Genomic DNA, 18,944 nt, shown 5'->3' with positions numbered 1-18,944 from the left:
AAGGAAAACTATGAATCGTCTTGAAGAGGTGCTGAAGCTGGCGGCCACTGAGCCTGCCCATCGGCCCGAATTTTTTCAGCTGCTGCTGGAATCTGATGCGTGGGTGCCAGGTGAAAGCACCACGCAACAGCTTGATGCCAGCACGCCCGTTGATCTGCAGCACTGGGAAAAAGAGGATGGCAGCAGCATCATTCCTTTTTTCACGTCAGAAGAGGCGATGAGTGAAGCGGTGAGCGGTGAGCAGTCCTGGCTGCGTCTGCCGGTACGGACGCTGTTTGAGATTACGCGCGGCGAGACGCTGTTTCTCAATCCCAAACTGCCTTCCGGTAAAGAGTTTACTGCGGCCGAGATCACCCATCTGCTGGCTGAAGAGGGCAGTGCACTAAGCCAGCAAACCGTGCTGGAAGGCGGACAGTCACTATTGCTGTCTGAGGTGGCTGAACCCCCCTGCGCAGATGATCGACTCACTGACTCAGCTCTTCAGCAAGCATAAGCAGGTGCGTCGCGCGTTTATCGCCAGTATCCGTGAGCGGGCTGACGAAGCGCCCAATCTGCTGATTGGCATTGAAGCGGACAGCAATATTGAGACGATCATTCAGGCGGCGGGCAGCGTGGCAACCGATACGCTGCCGGACGATGCGCCGGTTGATATCTGTGAGGTGACGCTGAACGATCGCGGCATCAGCCACTTCTTTACCGCCCACATCACGCCATTCTATGAGCGTCGCTGGGGCAGTTTCCTGCGGGACTTCAAGGGCAGTGAGCGGATTATCTGAGATAACAAAGTAAACAGGCGGCTCATGGGCCGCCTGTTTTTTTATTTCGCGATAGGTAAGTCGTCGCGACTGCCCCATTCGCCCCAGGATCCGTCATACAGCGTGACATCCCGTGCGCCCAGCGCCGTCAGCGCCAGAATCACCACCACCGCCGTCACGCCTGAGCCACAGCTGGCGACCACCGGTTGGGTAATATCGACGCCCGCATCGGCAAACAGCGTCTGAAGTTCCGCCTCCGGCTTGAGTTTTCCCTGTTCAACCAGGCTGTTCCACGGCACGTTCAGGCTGTTGGGAATATGGCCACGATGCAATCCGGGACGTGGTTCATCCACTTCGGCGTTAAAGCGATTGGCAGGACGCGCATCAATAATCTGTGCGCCGCCTTCATGGCTGATCAGCAGTACGTCCGTCAGGCGCTTCACCCGGCTTTCATCTGCGTGGGCCTCAAACTCACCTTCCGGCAGATTCACTTCGCCGGTTGCCAGCGCAAAACCGGCTTCTTTCCAGCCCTGCAAGCCCCCGGCCAGAATCGACACCTGAGCCACACCAAAGGTTTTCAGCATCCACCAGGCGCGTGGCGCAGAAAAGAGATTACCCTCGTCATACACCACCAGGTGCTTATCACTGCTGACACCCAGTTCACGCATCGCGACGGCAAAACTTTCGGCGCGGGGCAGCATATGGGGGTAAGGGCTGGTGTGATCGGAAAGCGCTTCAATATCGAAGTAAGGGGCGTCGGGTAAGTGACCCGCCAGATATTCGGCCTGGATATCGCGAACCGCTTCCATCCCGGGTGGCAACAACCGTGCATCCAGCACTTGAAGCCGCTCATCGTTGTAGTGCTCTTGTAACCAGTCGGCGGACACAAACAGTGGCGTCGTCATAACAACCTCATCTCAGCAATCTGTCATACCAGTGTCAGGGAATGTGCGCACCATCTCAAGAGAAGCGTTGATTAAATGCGAGCATTGATATGAAATTGCGCGGCGTAATCAAACGACACTCCCTGCGTCCCGGTGAAGGAACTACCATGAAGAAACGCAATACCCGGCTGCTGCTCAGCATGCTGATCGGTGGCTCGCTGCTGTCAGCGACCCTGTTACCTGTTTTGCCTCTCCAGGCGGCAGAAGCACCCGCAACCTCCCAGGTCAGCAAACCGCTGACGATTATCGATCTCTCGGAACTGCAGATCGATAATGCCGCTGCGCTGGTCTTAACCTTCAGTCAGCCGCTGGATGATAAACAGGATATCGCGCAAAAAGTCAGGCTGACCGACGATAAACAGGGCCGGGTGGATGGCGGCTGGGAGCTTTCTGCTAACCGCAAAACGTTGCGCTTCCGCCATCCCGAGCCGTCGCGTCACTTCACCGTCACGGTGGATGCGGGACTGCGCGCGGCCAGCGGAGAGACGCTTGCCGCCGATTACAGTCAGAAAATCGCTACCCGTGATATCCAGCCGATGGTGGGCTTTGCCAGTCGCGGTTCACTGCTGCCGCTGCGTATCACCCAGGGACTGCCGGTGCTGGCGCTGAATGTTGACCAGGTCGATGTCGATTTCTTCCGGATAAAGAATGCCGGCCTGGCGGAATTTCTCTCGCAGTGGAATTACGGCAACAACCTCTCAAGCTGGCAGTCGCAGGAGCTGCTGAAAAGCAGCCAGCTGGTTTATAGCGGACGCTTTGAGCTCAACCCGGCGCGTAACACGCGTGAAAAATTGCAGCTGCCGATGCGTGACATTACCGCACTTCAGCAGCCGGGCGTCTATCTGGCGGTGATGAAGCAGGCCGGTACTTATCGCTACAGCCAGCCCGCCACGCTTTTCACCCTCAGCGATATTGGCCTGTCACTGCATCGCTTCCCGACCCGGTTCGAACTGTTCGCCCAGAGTCTGGCAGACGGTCAGCCGCTTTCCGGGGTCAGCGTCAGGTTACTGGATGAGAAGGGGCAGGTGCTGCAAAGCGGTACCAGTGACAGCACCGGTCATCTGAGCCTCAAGGCGGATGAAAAAGGCAAGCTCCTGCTGGCAATTCAGGGAGAACAGACCTCAATGATCGACCTGGCGCGTCCGGCGCTGGATCTCGCTGAATTCCCGGTCGCGGGGCCGCAGGGCTATGACAAACAGCTGTTTGTTTTTGGTCCGCGCGATATCTATCGTCCTGGCGAAACGGTCATCGTGAATGCGCTGCTTCGCGATGCCGACGGACACCCCTTGCCCGCGCAGCCGATCAAAGCGGAGCTGGTGCAGCCCGATGGCCAGGTGATGCGGACTTTAGTCTGGCAGCCTGAAGCGGGATTCTACCAGCAGCGACTGGCGCTGCCCGCATCGGCCATGACCGGCGACTGGATGTTGCGACTGAATACCGGCGATAACCTCAAGCGAGAGTGGAAGTTTCACGTCGAAGATTTTCTGCCGGAGCGTATGGCGTTAACCCTGAAAAATGACCCTCAGCCACAGGCCGCTGATGCCAGTGTTGAGTTCGGTATTGAGGGGCGCTATCTCTATGGCACCCCGGCAGCAGGTAACACGCTACAGGGTCAACTCTATCTGCGACCGGCACGCGAGGCGGTGACTGCACTGCCAGGCTACCAGTTTGGTGACATCACCGAAGAGGGGTTAAAGCGCACGCTGGATGAGGTGGATCTCAAGCTCGACGCCAGCGGTAAAGCACAACTCACGGTAGAAAATCAGTGGGATCAGCTCCACTCCCCGCTCAATCTGATCCTGCAGGCCAGCCTGCTGGAAACCGGCGGACGTCCGGTCACCCGTCGTGCCACCCAGGCCATCTGGCCCGCTGAAGCGCTGCCGGGTATCCGGCCGCTGTTTGGTAACAAGGCGGTTTATGACTACCGCAGTGACAGCTATCACGATGAGCCGACCGTGCCGGAACAGAGCCTGGCCGAATTCGACATTGTCTATGCCAACAGTCAGGGCAAAAAACTGGCGGCAGAGAAGCTGGATGTTCGCCTGATCCGTGAACGCCATGATTACTACTGGAGCTTCTCTGACAGCGAAGGCTGGCAGTCGCAGTATAGCGACAAGGATCTGCAGGAAGATGAACGCGCCATCTCTGTCCCGGCTGATGGCAGCACCAAAGTCAGCTTCCCGGTCGAGTGGGGCCACTACCGGCTGGAAGTGCAGGCGGGCGAGAAGATCGTCAGCAGCGTCCGGTTCCAGGCGGGTTATGACTGGCAGGATAACACCAACGGCACGGGGGGCATTGCGCCCGGATCAGGTCAGACTGAAGCTGGATAAAGCGGCTTACCAGCCGGGCGATACCGTGCATCTGCAGGTTGAGTCACCGGCGGCCGGTAAAGGTTACCTGATGGTGGAGTCGAGCAGCGGCACGCTCTGGTGGCAGCCACTGACCGTACCAAAGGGCGGCACAACGGTGGATGTCCCTGTTGCTGAGAGCTGGCAGCGTCACGATCTCTACTTCAGCGCCATCGTGGTGCGTGACGGCGATAAGGTCAGTGGCGCAACGCCAAAACGCGCGGTGGGGCTGTTGCATCTGCCGATGGCGACGGAGGCGCGCCGCTTAAATCTGACGCTGGATGCGCCCGATAAAATCCGTCCTGAGCAACGCCTGACGGTAAAAGTCCACGCCAGTCGTGACGGCGGCCCGCTGCCTGAAAAAGTGAATGTACTGCTGTCAGCAGTGGACAGCGGCGTTCTGAGCGTCACGGATTATAAAACCCCCCGATCCGTGGCAGGCGTTTTTTGGCCGTAAACGCTATAACGTCGATCAGTACGACGTCTTTGGCCAGCTGATCGAAGGCGGTGGCCGGCTCGCGGCACTGCGTTTTGGTGGTGATGGCGAAGATGAATCGATGACGCGCGGCGGCAAAAAGCCGGTGACGCACGTCAATATCGTGGCGCAGCAGTTACAGGCAGTCACGCTGGATAAAGAGGGCAACGGGTCGATTACGCTGCCGATCCCGACCTTTAACGGTGAACTGCGGCTGATGACCCAGGCATGGAGCGACGACAGCTTCGGCGCGGCCGAACGTAAACTGGTGGTCGCGGCGCCGCTGATCAGCGAACTGGCCACCCCGCGCTTCCTTGCCAGCGGCGATACAGCCTCACTGGCGCTGGATCTCACTAACCTGACCGATCTGCCGCAAACCCTGAAGGTGGATCTGAGCAGCAGTGGCTTAGTGGATCTGGCCGGGGCTGCCAGCCAGAGCGTGACGCTGGCCAAAGGCGCACGTACCACACTTCAGATTCCGGTCACGGCGAAAACCGGCTTTGGTGATGGTGAGGTCGCCGTGCAGATTTCCGGTCTGAACCTGCCGGGCGAGCAGGTGAAGCCCAGCAAACAGCAGTGGAAAATCGGCGTCAGACCACCTTATCCGGCCCGGACACTGAATTTCGATGCCGTCATCAATTCCGATCAGCCCTGGCAGGTCGCGGCAACCGCGTTTACCGGCCTGGATGCTCAGACCCTGAGTGGACAGCTGACGCTGAGCAATCGTCCGCCGCTCAATATCGCCAGCTATATCAGTGCGCTTTATGCCTATCCCTACGGCTGTCTGGAACAGACCACCAGCGGCCTCTGGCCGTCGCTCTACACCAGCCATGCCGAGCTGACCGCGATGGGGATAAAAACCAGCAGTGATGAGGCGCGCCGGGCCGCCGTCGACACCGGCATTGCCCGTCTGGCGGGCATGCAGCGGGCCAACGGCAGCTTCGGGCTGTGGGACAAGCAGAGTGAGGAGGAGTTCTGGCTGACGCCTTACGTGACCGATTTCCTGCTTCGCGCCAGCGAGGCGGGCTATGCGCTGCCGGATAATATCGTTGACCGCGCTAACGCACGGCTGCTGCGCTATCTGCAGGATCCCGCGCAGATCAGCGGCGGCGGCAGTGATAACAACGCCGCGCTGCAGTTCAGCGTGCAGGCTTACGCCGGACTGGTGCTGGCGCGTCAGCAGCGTGCGCCGCTGGGTGCGCTGCGCGCATTGTATGAAAAGCGTGAGAAGGCCCGCTCCGGCCTGGCGCTGATGCAGCTTGGCGTAGCGCTGAAGCTGATGGGTGACGGGCAGCGCGCATCGCTTGCGATCATGCAGGGTGCCAGTCTGACGCGCTCAGATAAAGAGTGGTATGGCGACTATGGCAGCACGGTGCGCGATGAGGGGATGATGATAGCCCTGTTAGCAGAGAATAAGCTGCAGCCTGATTTGCAGAATAGTCTGCTGCTGTCGCTGTCAAAAGAGGTCAACGGCAAGCGCTGGTTCTCGACTCAGGAGAATAACGCGCTCTATTTAGCGGCGCATACGCTGCAGCGTGCGCAGGGCGGAAGCTGGCAGGCGCAACTGTCGGGCAATGCACAGCCTCTGCAGGGCGATGCGCCACTGAATAAAGGGCTGGGGGCTGAACGACTGTTGCAGGGCTTAGTCATCAGTAATCCGGGCAGTGCGCCGCTGTATGGTCGTCTGGATGTCACCGGTTATCCGCTGGCCGCGCCACAGCCGGAGAGCAATGTGCTCGGGATAAAACGTGAATACTTTACGCTGGATGGCAAAGCCGCCGATCTCAGCAATCTGCGCAGCGGCGAGTTGCTGGTGGTGCGTCTGACCGTTTCGTCGAAGCGCAGCATCACCGATGCGCTGGTGGTGGATCTGCTGCCTGCCGGTCTGGAGCTGGAAAACCAGAACCTGGCAGACAGCAGCGCCAGCCTCGGCGACAGTGCGGATGCGCTGAAGGAGAGCATGGGTGACATGCAGCAGGCTGACATCAGACACATTGAGTTCCGTGACGATCGCTTTGTGGCGGCACTGGCGGTGGATACTTATCGTCCCGCGACGCTGGTCTACCTGGCGCGGGCGGTCACACCGGGGCGCTATCTGATGCCACCACCGCAGGTCGAGTCGATGTATGTGCCGGAGTGGCGCGCCACCGGCAGCACGCCGTCACAGCTGCATATTCAGTAAGTGACGCGACGCGTGGTAAACGTCAGCAGCATCAAAAAAGTGGTGGCTCGCGCTGCCGCTTTTTTCTGGCGCTGTGGCTGGCGATATGGGGGCTGGATCGGCTTTTCCCGTTGCCGCTTAAACAGGTGCAGCCTGCGCGGGTGGTTGTTGCCAGCGACGGTACACCATTGTGGCGCTTTGCTGACAGCAAGGGGATCTGGCGCTATCCGGTCACGCCAGAGGAGGTGGCTCCGGCCTATCTGCAGGCGCTGCTGACCTACGAAGATCGCTGGTTCTGGTATCACCCTGGCATCAATCCCCTGGCTCTGCTGCGCGCCGCCTGGCAGGATCTGCGCCATCAGAGCGTGATTTCCGGAGGCAGCACGCTGACCATGCAGGTGGCACGCCTTATCGACCCGCAACCCCGAACGCTGCGCGGCAAGCTGATTCAGGCGTGGCGGGCGCTGCAGCTGGAGTGGCATCTTTCCAAACGAGACATCCTGACGCTCTACCTTAACCGTGCGCCCTTTGGCGGCACGCTGGAAGGGGTGGGCGCGGCCAGCTGGAGCTGGCTGGGAAAAGCCCCGTCACAGCTGACGCCGGGCGAGGCGGCGCTGCTGGCCGTTTTGCCGCAGGCACCCAGCCGTCTGCGGCCCGATCGCTGGCCTGAGCGGGCAGAAGCCGCACGCAACAAAGTGCTGGATCGGCTGGCGGAATACCGCATCTGGTCTGCTGAACAGGTGGCGGAAATCCGTCAGGAGCCGGTGTGGCTGCCGCCGCGCCAGATGCCACAGATGGCGCCGCTGCTGGCCCGGCGACTGCTGTCGATCAGCCACAGCGATAAGATTGTCTCTACGCTTGACCCCTCACTGCAGCGCGAACTGGAAAGCCTGGCGCTGAATGTTAAAAATCAGCTTCCTCCACGCACCTCGCTGGCGATGCTGGTGGTGGATCACACCACCATGGCGGTTCGCGGCTATGTCGGCTCGGCTGACTTTACCGATGACAGCCGTTTTGGCCATGTGGATATGATCGCCAGCGTGCGTTCACCAGGCTCGGTGTTAAAACCCTTTATTTACGGCATGGCGCTGGATGAGGGGCTGATTCATGCTGAATCACTGCTGCAGGATGTGCCGCGTCGCTTTGGTGATTACCGGCCAGGCAACTTCGATACCGGATTTCACGGGCCGGTCAGCGCCAGTGACGCACTGGTGCGGTCGCTGAATCTGCCTGCGGTGCAGCTTCTGGAGGCGCTGGGGCCGAAAAACGTTGCAGCGCGCCTGCGCAATGTCGGTCTGAACTTGCGTTTTCCCCCCGGCGCTGAACCTAATCTTTCCCTGATTCTCGGCGGCACCGGAGCGCGCATGGATGAGATCGTGGCTGCCTACAGCGCCTTTGCTCGCCACGGCAACGCCGGCCAGCTGCGCTGGATGCCCGATCAACCCTTACAGCAGCGGCCGCTGCTTTCGCCTGCGTCGGCGTGGATCATCCGGCGTATCCTGGCCGGGGAAGCGCAGCCCGCGGGCAATGGCAGCGTACCCGATGTGGTGCCACTGGCCTGGAAAACCGGCACCAGTTATGGCTACCGCGACGCCTGGTCGGTGGGGATCAATCCCCGTTATCTGATTGGCGTCTGGGTCGGAAGACCGGATGCGACGCCGGTTGCCGGGCAGTTTGGTTTTGCCTCTGCCGTGCCCGTCATGAATCAGATCAACAGCCTGCTGATGAGTCGCCTTGGCAGACGTGACGTTCCGGGCGATCCGCGCCCGGCCTCGGTGACGGTGGCGAGCATTTGCTGGCCTGGCGGTCAGCCGTTGCCCGCCGGAGACGAAAGCTGTCGCCAGCGGCGGCAAAGCTGGGTTGCCGCCGACACGCTGCCGCCTACATTGCTGGCTCCCGGTCAGGAGAGCCTCAGCGGATTACGCCTGGGCTACTGGCAGAATGCGCAGGGACTGCGCGTCGCAGCTGATTGCCCCGGCGCCACCCGCCATGAACGGCTGGTCTGGCCGCTGCCGCTGGAAGCCTGGCTGCCGCCTCAGGAGCGGCGGGCGCAACGTCTGCCCCCTGTCGATGCCCGGTGTCCGCCGTTACAGCAGGGCAGCAGCGCACCGTTGATCGTCACCGGCGTGATTGAGGGGCAAATTGTCAGGCCGCTGCCGGGCAGGAGCGCGCTGACGATGCCGGTCGCGGTGCAGGGAGGGCAGGGCACACAGCGCTGGTGGTTCCTGAATGGTGAGCCTCTGATAACGCAGAACGCCGCAGACAGCCTGTCGCTGCAGCTCGATCATCCGGGCGAGTATCAGCTGGTGGTGATGGATGAAGAGGGGGGAACTTGTCTCGGTCACCTTCAGCCGGGGCTGACGATTTTTTGCGCTAAATCATAACTATGGCGCGTCTGCTTCGACTCAGATCAAGATTTTTCATCAAATTAGGGATCTCTGATAGGCAATGCCGGACTCAGCCCCTATAATCGGCGCCGTTTCTTAACCGGGGCGGACGCCACCGGTTTCTTCAGAACGTCAAGACAGAGGTCATCATGGCAATCGAACGTACTTTTTCTATCATCAAGCCAAACGCCGTCGCTAAAAATGTGATTGGTGCTATCTACAACCGTTTTGAAAGCGCTGGCTTCAAAATCGTTGGCGCAAAAATGCTGCAGCTGAGCAAAGAGCAGGCTGAAGGTTTTTACGCTGAGCACCAGGGCAAGCCATTCTTCGATGGTCTGGTTGAATTCATGACCTCTGGCCCGGTTGTTGTTTCCGTGCTGGAAGGTGAAAATGCCGTTCAGCGTCACCGTGACCTGATGGGTGCCACTAACCCGGCAAACGCACTGGCTGGCACACTGCGTGCTGACTACGCTGACAGCTTCACCGAAAACGCCACGCACGGTTCAGATTCTGCTGAATCCGCTGCCCGCGAAATCGCTTATTTCTTTGGCGAAAACGAGATCTGCCCACGTACCCGTTAATCGCCTGGCGATAAACGTTACGTCGGCTTTACAAAAATCTGCGTAGGGGAGGTCACTCCCGCCTGTTATCAGGCTGCAGATGTTGTACAATATTGCGCCTTCATTGACTCAGCTTAATGAAGGCGCAATTTTTTTCACCTATCCCTGAACAGCGCCATAACGTGTAACAACGAGGCCAGAGAATATTATGTCCGAACAGATTGTGACGTCCGCGTCAGCATCCCCTATTGTCGTCTCCCCCAAAAGCCAGAAAATAAACCTGCTGGATCTCAACCGTCAGCAGATGCGCGAATTCTTCCTGTCGCTGGGCGAAAAGCCTTTCCGCGCCGATCAGGTCATGAAGTGGATTTATCACTACTGCTGCGATGACTTCGAGCAGATGACCGACATCAACAAAAAGCTGCGTAACCGGCTGATGGAGCTGACGGAGATCCGTGCGCCAGAAGTGGCAGAAGAGATGCGCTCTACCGACGGCACCATCAAATGGGCCATTCGCGTGGGCGACCAGCTGGTGGAAACGGTCTATATCCCGGAAGGGGACCGCGCCACGCTCTGTGTCTCTTCACAGGTGGGTTGTGCGCTGGAGTGTAAATTCTGTTCGACCGCACAGCAGGGCTTTAACCGTAACCTGCGGGTGTCAGAAATTATTGGTCAGGTGTGGCGCGCGGCAAAAATTGTCGGCGCAGCGAAAATCACCGGCCAGCGTCCTATCACCAACGTGGTGATGATGGGCATGGGCGAGCCGCTGCTCAACCTCAATAACGTGGTCCCGGCGATGGAGATCATGCTGGATGACTTCGGTTTTGGTCTGTCGAAGCGTCGCGTGACCCTCTCCACTTCGGGTGTGGTGCCCGCGCTGGATAAACTGGGCGATATGATCGACGTCGCGCTGGCGATTTCCCTGCACGCGCCTAACGATAAGTTGCGTGATGATATTGTCCCGATCAACAAAAAGTACAATATCGAAACCTTCCTGGCGGCGGTGAAACGCTACATTGGCAAATCCAACGCCAATCAGGGACGCGTGACCATTGAGTATGTGTTGCTGGATCACGTCAATGACAGCACAGATGATGCGCATGAACTCGCCGCATTACTGAAAGAAACACCGTGTAAAATCAACCTGATCCCCTGGAACCCCTTCCCGGGCGCGCCTTATGGCCGTAGCTCCAATAGCCGCATCGATCGTTTCTCCAAAGTCCTGATGGACTATGGTTTTACGACCATCGTGCGTAAAACCCGTGGCGACGATATCGATGCCGCCTGTGGTCAGTTAGCCGGTGAGGTGATCGACCGTACCAAGCGTACGATGCGTAAAAAAATGGCGGGTGAAGCCATCTCTGTGAAGGCTCTCTAGAAGAGTGACTCAGAGCGTTTCCTGAAGTGATGACGCGTGGCAGGCTGCAGCCTGTCAACGTCAACCGGATGGAAACGATTATGCGTAACGGATTACCTGCAGTTTTACTGGCGCTGTTTGTTGTAAGCGGGTGTGTCAGCCAGCATCACGAACCCGGAGCAGAAGAGGTGCGTCTGCAGTTAGGGATGCACTATCTGGCGGGTGGCGACTATGCCGCAGCTGAGCGAAACTTTCTGCGGGCACAGGCCGCCGCGCCAGAGGATTACCGGGTCTCGCTTGCGCTGGCTCGACTGGCGCAGAAGCAGGGTAATCAGACAGCGGCGCAGGCACGGTTTATACTGGCACAGCAGCAGGCCCCGGATAATGGTTTTGTTGCTAACAATTACGGTGCGTTTCTCTGCGCTTTAAGGCAGTATGGCGAAGCGCATCAACAGTTTAGTCGGGCAAGCGCAGCACCGCAGTTTGATGTACGCAATGACGCGCTTGAACTGGCAGGGTTTTGTTATCTGCAGGCTGGCGATATTGCCGCTGCCCGCAGGACACTACGCCAGGCCATTGAGGCTGACAGACGCAAAGCTGATTCGCTGCTGTCGGAAGCTGAAAAGCAGATGGCAGATAACCATCTGGCGAAGGTGCAGGTTTTGCTTGATGTTTACCAGCAACAGCTGCCCGCAACGGCACGAAGTCTGGCGTTACACTTACGTTTCGCCGCGCTACAGGGAGATGCCGCTGACGTTTCACGTTATGGCGACCAGTTAGCGCGACGTTTTCCGCAATCGATACAGTACCAGCGTTATTTAGCTAATGAATACTGAAGCCACTCAAGAAAACTCTGCATTACATTCAACAGGTGAACGCCTGCGTCTGGCCCGTGAGCAGATGGGGCTGACGCAGCAGAACGTCGCTGAACGCCTGTGCCTGAAACTTTCTACCGTGCGTGATATCGAGGAAGACAAATCGCCTGCCGATCTGGCCTCCACGTTCCTGCGCGGATACATTCGCTCCTACGCGCGTCTGGTGCACATTCCTGAAGAGGAACTGCTGCCGATGATGGCGAAACAGACACCGATTCGGGCTTCAAAGATCGAGCCGATGCAAAGTTTCTCGCTGGGCAAACGCCGCAAGAAACGCGACGGCTGGTTGATGATTTTCACCTGGCTGGTGGTGTTTGTGGTGGTGGGCCTGACCGGTGCCTGGTGGTGGCAGAATCATAAAGAGTCGCAGGATGATCTGGTGCCGATGACCGATCAGAACAGCAGCAGCGGTGATAGCGGCCAGTCGATTCCGCTGGGTGAATCCAGCGGTGACAGCGCGGCACCTGCCGCACCTGACGAAAGCAATACCACCAGTGACAACAGCGCAGCCAGTGCGCCAGCGAGTGCGGCTCCGGCCGCCACTGGCAGCAATAGCGCGACCACCGCACAGCCGGATACCACCAGCAATGCCGTGGTTTCACCGAGCCAGGCGCCCGTGGACAACTCAGCGGCTGCACCTGCGGCCGCGAACACGAATACCAATACCAGCACGGCACCTCAGATGCCAGTAGGTGCAGCGGCGGTCAGTGAACCGGCTGCTGACCCTAATGCGGTGGTGATGACCTTTAACGCCGACTGCTGGCTGGAAGTGAGCGATGCCACCGGCAAAAAACTGTTCAGCGGCATTCAGCGCAGTGGTGGTAAACTCAGCCTCGCAGGAACGCCTCCGTATCGTCTGAAAATTGGCGCGCCTTCCGCTGTTCAGGTGCAATATCAGAATCAGCCCGTTGATTTAAGTCGTTTTATCCGTAATAACCAGGTTGCTCGCCTGACGTTGGGTGCGCAATAACAGCGTATCGCGTACCGGGCAATTGTGGAGAAGAAATATGCATAACGAAGCACCCATTATCCGTCGTAAATCCAAACGCATTTACGTCGGCAAGGTGCCGGTCGGTGACGGCGCACCCATCGCTGTCCAGTCGATGACCAACACCCGCACCACTGACGTGGAGGCGACGGTAAATCAGATCAAAGCCCTTGAGCGAGTCGGTGTCGATATCGTTCGTATCTCGGTGCCTACCATGGATGCCGCAGAAGCATTCAGACTGATCAAACAGCAGGTAAACGTCCCGCTGGTTGCAGATATTCATTTTGACTACCGCATCGCCCTGAAAGTCGCCGAGTATGGCGTCGACTGCCTGCGCATCAATCCCGGTAATATCGGGAACAATGAGCGCATCCGTATGGTGGTCGACTGCGCGCGCGACAACAATATTCCGATTCGAATTGGCGTGAACGCCGGTTCGCTGGAGAAAGATCTGCAGGAAAAGTATGGCGAGCCGACGCCGCAGGCGCTGCTGGAATCTGCCATGCGCCATGTCGATCATCTCGACCGTCTTAACTTCGATCAATTCAAAGTCAGCGTCAAAGCTTCTGACGTCTTCCTCGCGGTTGAATCTTATCGTCTGCTGGCGAAACAGATTGAACAGCCACTGCATCTCGGTATCACCGAAGCGGGCGGCGCGCGGGCTGGCGCAGTGAAATCGGCGATTGGACTGGGTCTGCTGCTGTCAGAAGGGATCGGCGATACGCTGCGTATCTCGCTGGCCGCCGATCCGGTAGAAGAAGTCAAAGTCGGTTTCGATATCCTCAAGTCACTGCGCATCCGTTCTCGTGGCATCAACTTCATCGCCTGTCCGACCTGCTCACGTCAGGAGTTCGACGTTATCGGCACGGTCAACGCGCTGGAGCAGCGTCTGGAAGACCTCATCACCCCGATGGATGTCTCCATTATCGGCTGCGTGGTCAACGGACCTGGCGAGGCGACCCTCTCTACGCTGGGCGTGACCGGCGGCAGCAAGAAGAGTGGTTTCTACGAAGATGGTGTGCGTCAGCGCGATCGTCTCGACAACAATGACATGATCGATCAGCTGGAAGCGCGCATTCGTGCTAAAGCGTCGATGCTGGATGCCAGTCGCCGTATTGATGTGCAGCATCTGGAAAAATAATGGCGTACGCGGTTTGCGTGCGTGACTTTTTTTGACTGAACCTGTGCGGTTTCATCCTCATAAGGTATGATGCCGGACAGGTTTTTTTGCATTAAGAGATTCTAACGTGGCGAAGAATATTCAGGCGATTCGCGGGATGAACGACTACCTGCCTGCGGATACCGCCCTCTGGCAACGGATTGAAGGCGTTCTCAAGCAGACGCTGGCGAGCTACGGTTACAGCGAAATTCGCTTACCGCTGGTGGAGCAAACCCCACTGTTTAAACGCGCCATCGGTGAAGTCACCGACGTGGTTGAAAAAGAGATGTATACCTTCGAAGACCGCAACGGTGAAAGCCTGACGCTGCGTCCGGAAGGCACTGCAGGTTGCGTGCGAGCCGGTATTGAACACGGTTTACTCTACAACCAGGAGCAGCGCCTGTGGTATATGGGCCCGATGTTCCGCTATGAGCGTCCGCAGAAAGGCCGCTATCGTCAGTTCTACCAGATTGGCGTTGAAGTGTTTGGTCTGCAGGGACCGGACATCGATGCTGAACTGATCATGCTGAACGCCCGCTGGTGGAAAGCCCTGGGTATCTCTGAGCACGTTCGTCTGGAACTCAACTCTATCGGTTCGCTGGAAGCACGCGCGCATTACCGCGACGCGCTGGTCGCCTTCCTTGAACAGCATAAAGAGGTGCTGGATGAGGATTGTAAACGCCGCATGTACACCAATCCGATGCGCGTTCTCGACACTAAAAATCCCGATATTCAGCAGCTACTGAATGATGCGCCACAGCTTGGCGACTATCTTGATGACGAATCACGCGAACATTTCAGCGGCCTGTGTGCCCTGCTGGATGACGCCGGGATCAGCTACACCGTCAATCAGCGTCTGGTACGCGGTCTTGATTATTACAATCGCACCGTGATTGAGTGGGTCACCGATAGCCTGGGTTCACAGGGCACGGTATGTGGTGGTGGTCGCTATGATGGCCTGGTTGAGCAGCTCGGTGGGCGCGCAACCCCTGCCGTTGGCTTTGCCATGGGCATGGAGCGTCTGGTGCTGCTGGTTCAGGCGGTTAATCCTGAATTTGAACCGACGAGCAATGTGGATGTCTATGTTATCGCTTCAGGTCAGGGCGTGCAGTCTGCAGCAATGCAGCTGGCTGAGAAATTGCGTGATGAAGCGCCAGAACTGAGGCTGATGACCAACTTTGGCGGCGGCAACTTCAAGAAACAGTTTGCCCGTGCTGACAAGTGGGGCGCTCGCGTCGCACTGGTGTTAGGCGAGGACGAGGTCAAAGCCGGTCAGGTCGTGATTAAAGATCTGCGCCGTGGCGAGCAGCAAACGCTGGATCAGGCAGAGGCTGCTGCTGTCTTGCGCTCGCTGTTACAGTAAGCGTGACACAGTACCAACCATAGAAAGGAGAGGGATTGCGTGGAAGTGTATAGCAATGAGAACGAGCAGACCGACGCGCTGCGCAACTTTTTTGCCAACAATGGCAAAGCGTTAGCTATTGGCGTGGTGATCGGCATTGCTGCGCTGGGCGGCTGGCGTTACTGGAGCAGTCATCAGGACGATACGGCGAAGACAGTATCAGCGCAGTATCAGCAGCTCACCAGCGCCATGCAGGCGGGCAAACCGGAGACGCTGGAAGCGGTAAACCGTTTTGCCAGTGAAAACAGCAACACCTACGGTGCGCTGGCTGCGATGGATCTGGCGAAGCAGTATGTTGACGCCGGTCAGCTTGATAAAGCCGCGACGCTGCTGCAAAACGGACTGAAAGATACCAAAGATGCCAATCTGCAGGCGGTGATTAACCTGCGCCTGGCACGCATTCAACTGCAACAGAATCAAGCGGATGCGGCGCTTAAAACCCTTGACGGTGTGAAGGGTGATGGCTGGACAGCCATTGTGGCCGATATTCGCGGCGAAGCGCTGCTGACCAAAGGCGACAAGCAGGGCGCGCGCGATGCCTGGAGTAAAGGGGTTGAATCTGACGCCTCTCCGGCATTGAAGCAAATGATGCAGATGAAGATGAATAACTTAAGCTAAGCCAGTCAAGAGAGAGCGCATGGAATTACGTAAATACCTGCTGCCGGGACTGATTTCAGTCACTTTGCTCAGCGGTTGTTCGCTGTTTAGCGGCGAAGAAGATGTAGTAAAAATGGCCCCGTTGCCGAAGGTGGAAAATCAGTTCACGCCACAGAAAGTGTGGAGCACCTCGGTAGGCGATGGTGTCGGTGATTTCTACTCAAATCTGCATCCTGCCTGGCAGGATAATACGGTTTATGCTGCCGACCGCTTTGGTATCGTCAAAGCGCTCGATGCCGCAGACGGTAAAGAAAAATGGAAAGTCGATCTCTCTGAGAAAACCGGCTTCTTCTCGAAAAATCGCTCAGCCATGTTATCAGGTGGCCTGACGGCTGATGGCGATCGGGTCTATGTTGGCAGCGAGCGCGGCCAGGTTTATGCCCTCAACAGCAGTGATGGTAGCCTGGCGTGGCAGACGAAAGTCGCCGGTGAAGCCCTGTCACGTCCGGTAGTCAGCGATGGTCTGGTGCTGGTTCATACCAGCAACGGCATGTTGCAGGGCCTGGATCAGAGCAGCGGTGCCGTGAAGTGGAGCGTTAACCTGGATATGCCAGCGTTGTCTCTGCGCGGTGAATCTGCTCCGGCTGTCGCTTTTGGTGGCGCGATTGTCGGTGGCGACAATGGTCGTGTCAGTGCCGTGGTGCTGAACCAGGGACAACTGGTCTGGCAGCAGCGTATTTCCCAGGTCAGCGGTGCCACTGAGATCGATCGTCTTAACGATGTCGATACCACACCGGTTATCGTCAATGGCGTGGTTTACGCGCTGGCGTATAACGGCAATCTGACAGCACTGGATCTGCGTTCCGGCCAGATTTTGTGGAAACGCGAAATTGGCGGTGTGAAAGATCTGATTGTGGATGCCGGCCGCATCTATCTGGTCGATCAGGACGATCGTGTGATTGCGCTTAACGCTGACGGCGGTGTCGCCATCTGGCGTCAAAGCGATCTGCTGCATCGCAACCTGACTTCGCCGGTGCTCTACAACGGCTATCTGGTTGTCGGCGACAGTGAAGGTTATCTGCACTGGCTGAACACCACGGATGGTCGTTTTGTTGCGCAGCAGGAACTGGATAGCTCAGGCTTCCAGACCGAGCCGGTGGTCGCCAGCGATAAGCTGCTGATCCAGTCGAAAGATGGTGAGGTTTATGCGATTACCCGTTAACGGGTACACGTCTGGCAGGTGAAATCCTCCGTTCCGACGGCTCCTGATTTAATCAGGGGCCGTTTCGTTTTTAGTCAGGCATGGTATTCTTTGCGCCTTAAGCCTGAACTTGACGGCCAGAGCCGTTATAATCACGCCATTCGGGCGATTAATTATTTATTGAGGCATTTTGTTATGGTACCTGTGGTCGCGCTGGTTGGGCGTCCCAATGTGGGAAAATCTACGCTATTTAACCGCTTAACCCGCACACGTGATGCGCTGGTAGCGGATTTTCCTGGACTGACTCGCGATCGCAAATATGGTCGCGCCGAAGTGGAAGGGCGCGAATTTATTGTTATTGATACCGGTGGTATCGACGGCACCGAAGAGGGTGTTGAAACGCGGATGGCCGAGCAGTCACTGCTGGCGATTGAAGAAGCGGATGTCGTGCTGTTTATGGTCGATGCGCGTGCGGGCATGATGGCCGCCGATCAGCAAATCGCTAAGCATCTCCGTTCCCGCCAGAAAGCGACTTTCCTGGTGGCCAACAAAACTGACGGGATGGATCCTGATCAGGCGGTTGTGGACTTCTATTCACTGGGTCTGGGCGAGATCCACGCCATTGCGGCATCGCATGGTCGTGGTGTGAGCAGCCTGATAGAAGAGGCACTGCTGCCATGGATGGACAAAGTTGAGACGGTCAAGCTCACGGAAGAAGAAGAGAACCAGGCGTACTGGGCTGCGCTTGAAGCTGACGAGATTGCTGAGCAGGAAGCCGCCGAGGAAGAAGAAAACTTCGACCCGACGGGCCTGCCGATCAAACTGGCGATTGTTGGCCGTCCTAACGTAGGTAAGTCAACGCTTACCAACCGTATTCTCGGTGAAGACCGCGTGGTGGTCTACGATATGCCGGGCACCACCCGCGACAGCATCTATATTCCGATGGAGCGTGATGGACGTGAATACGTTCTGATCGACACGGCGGGCGTGCGTAAGCGTGCCAAAATCTCTGACACCGTAGAGAAATTCTCGGTGATCAAGACGCTGCAGGCGATTGAAGATGCCAACGTGGTGATGCTGGTGATTGATGCCCATGCCGGTATTTCCGATCAGGATCTGTCGCTGCTTGGCTTCATTCTCAACAGTGGTCGTTCGCTGGTGATTGTGGTCAACAAATGGGATGGACTGTCGCAGGAAGTGCGTGATGAAGTGAAAGAGACACTGGACTACCGTCTGGGCTTTATCGATTTCGCCCGCATCCACTTTATCTCTGCGCTGCACGGCAGCGGCGTCGGCAATCTGTTTGAGTCGATCACTGAAGCCTATGACTGTTCGACGAAGCGTGTAAACACCTCGCTGCTGACCCGTATCATGAACATGGCGGCAGACGATCACCAGCCACCGCTGGTACGCAGTCGTCGCGTTAAGCTCAAATACGCGCACGCGGGGGGGATATAACCCGCCTATCGTGGTAATCCACGGTAATCAGGTTAAGGATCTGCCAGATTCTTACAAACGCTACCTGATGAACTATTTCCGTAAATCACTCAACGTGATGGGAACGCCAATTCGTATTCAGTTCAAAGAGGGTGATAACCCTTATGAAGGCAAACGTAACCTGCTGACGCCAACGCAGCAGCGTAAACGTAAGCGTCTGCTGGCGCATATGAAAAAGAACAAGCGTTAAGAATAGAGGGCCATCTGGCCCTCTTTTTTTTGCCCTGAATAAACCGGA

The 18,944-nt window shown here is 57.5% G+C and carries 10 protein-coding genes and 3 pseudogenes; 12 read left to right on the top strand and 1 reads right to left on the bottom strand.

Translation table 11 applies throughout. From position 1 onward, the window contains the following. Positions 1-10: 10 nt before the first annotated feature. Positions 11-776, top strand: a pseudogene (gene sseB / locus JNO11_RS14395) (enhanced serine sensitivity protein SseB). 41 nt (positions 777-817) lie between these two features. Here the strand turns inward: sseB and sseA are convergent. After that, a complete protein-coding gene (gene sseA, locus JNO11_RS14390; RefSeq protein ID WP_010257579.1) occupies positions 818-1,660 on the bottom strand; it encodes a 3-mercaptopyruvate sulfurtransferase in 843 nt (280 codons plus the stop codon). 146 nt (positions 1,661-1,806) lie between these two features. On the opposite strand from sseA, the pseudogene JNO11_RS14385 reads away from it, so the two are divergent. The 11 genes and pseudogenes from JNO11_RS14385 (at position 1,807) to der (ending at position 18,896) form a co-directional block, all read left to right on the top strand. Continuing rightward, positions 1,807-6,704 (top strand): annotated as a pseudogene (locus JNO11_RS14385) (alpha-2-macroglobulin). Between the two features lie 65 nt (positions 6,705-6,769). Further along, positions 6,770-9,067 (top strand): peptidoglycan glycosyltransferase PbpC, encoded by a 2,298-nt coding sequence (pbpC, locus tag JNO11_RS14380; protein ID WP_346267498.1) that lies wholly within the window; start codon positions 6,770-6,772, stop codon positions 9,065-9,067. 152 nt (positions 9,068-9,219) lie between these two features. After that, positions 9,220-9,651: a nucleoside-diphosphate kinase gene (gene ndk / locus JNO11_RS14375; protein ID WP_003848684.1), complete on the top strand. Its 432-nt coding sequence runs from the start codon at positions 9,220-9,222 to the stop codon at positions 9,649-9,651. 187 nt (positions 9,652-9,838) lie between these two features. Further along, positions 9,839-11,008 (top strand): bifunctional tRNA (adenosine(37)-C2)-methyltransferase TrmG/ribosomal RNA large subunit methyltransferase RlmN, encoded by a 1,170-nt coding sequence (locus JNO11_RS14370; protein ID WP_010257560.1) that lies wholly within the window; start codon positions 9,839-9,841, stop codon positions 11,006-11,008. Positions 11,009-11,088: 80 nt separating this feature from the next. Further along, positions 11,089-11,823, top strand: a complete 735-nt coding sequence (pilW, locus tag JNO11_RS14365; RefSeq protein WP_325177443.1) for a type IV pilus biogenesis/stability protein PilW — start codon at positions 11,089-11,091, stop codon at positions 11,821-11,823. After that, complete coding sequence (gene rodZ / locus JNO11_RS14360) at positions 11,813-12,832, top strand: cytoskeleton protein RodZ (RefSeq protein WP_052271659.1); 1,020 nt, start codon at positions 11,813-11,815, stop codon at positions 12,830-12,832. The genes pilW and rodZ overlap by 11 nt, the downstream gene beginning before the upstream one ends. A gap of 37 nt (positions 12,833-12,869) precedes the next feature. Next, positions 12,870-13,991: a flavodoxin-dependent (E)-4-hydroxy-3-methylbut-2-enyl-diphosphate synthase gene (gene ispG / locus JNO11_RS14355; protein ID WP_003848692.1), complete on the top strand. Its 1,122-nt coding sequence runs from the start codon at positions 12,870-12,872 to the stop codon at positions 13,989-13,991. A gap of 106 nt (positions 13,992-14,097) precedes the next feature. After that, positions 14,098-15,372: a histidine--tRNA ligase gene (gene hisS / locus JNO11_RS14350; RefSeq protein ID WP_010257545.1), complete on the top strand. Its 1,275-nt coding sequence runs from the start codon at positions 14,098-14,100 to the stop codon at positions 15,370-15,372. 39 nt (positions 15,373-15,411) lie between these two features. Continuing rightward, entirely contained in the window at positions 15,412-16,029 is a 618-nt protein-coding gene (locus JNO11_RS14345; RefSeq protein ID WP_010257542.1) for a YfgM family protein, read from the top strand. Positions 16,030-16,048: 19 nt separating this feature from the next. Continuing rightward, complete coding sequence (gene bamB, locus JNO11_RS14340; RefSeq protein ID WP_010257539.1) at positions 16,049-17,230, top strand: outer membrane protein assembly factor BamB; 1,182 nt, start codon at positions 16,049-16,051, stop codon at positions 17,228-17,230. 174 nt (positions 17,231-17,404) lie between these two features. Further along, positions 17,405-18,896, top strand: a pseudogene (gene der, locus JNO11_RS14335) (ribosome biogenesis GTPase Der). The last annotated feature ends 48 nt before the right edge of the window (positions 18,897-18,944 follow it).

Source organism: Pantoea sp. 1B4 (assembly GCF_016925765.1).
GTDB classification, from domain to species: domain Bacteria; phylum Pseudomonadota; class Gammaproteobacteria; order Enterobacterales; family Enterobacteriaceae; genus Pantoea; species Pantoea agglomerans.
This window is presented reverse-complemented; position numbering and strand designations above follow the sequence as displayed.

What these genes read in the sequence shown, in the direction of transcription:
- sseA (WP_010257579.1), bottom strand. Translation starts at nt 1,660, where the DNA reads ATGACGACGCCACTGTTTGTGTCCGCCGACTGGTTACAAGAGCACTAC.
- ndk (WP_003848684.1), top strand. Translation starts at nt 9,220, where the DNA reads ATGGCAATCGAACGTACTTTTTCTATCATCAAGCCAAACGCCGTCGCT.
- JNO11_RS14370 (WP_010257560.1), top strand. Translation starts at nt 9,839, where the DNA reads ATGTCCGAACAGATTGTGACGTCCGCGTCAGCATCCCCTATTGTCGTC.
- pilW (WP_325177443.1), top strand. Translation starts at nt 11,089, where the DNA reads ATGCGTAACGGATTACCTGCAGTTTTACTGGCGCTGTTTGTTGTAAGC.
- rodZ (WP_052271659.1), top strand. Translation starts at nt 11,813, where the DNA reads ATGAATACTGAAGCCACTCAAGAAAACTCTGCATTACATTCAACAGGT.
- ispG (WP_003848692.1), top strand. Translation starts at nt 12,870, where the DNA reads ATGCATAACGAAGCACCCATTATCCGTCGTAAATCCAAACGCATTTAC.
- bamB (WP_010257539.1), top strand. Translation starts at nt 16,049, where the DNA reads ATGGAATTACGTAAATACCTGCTGCCGGGACTGATTTCAGTCACTTTG.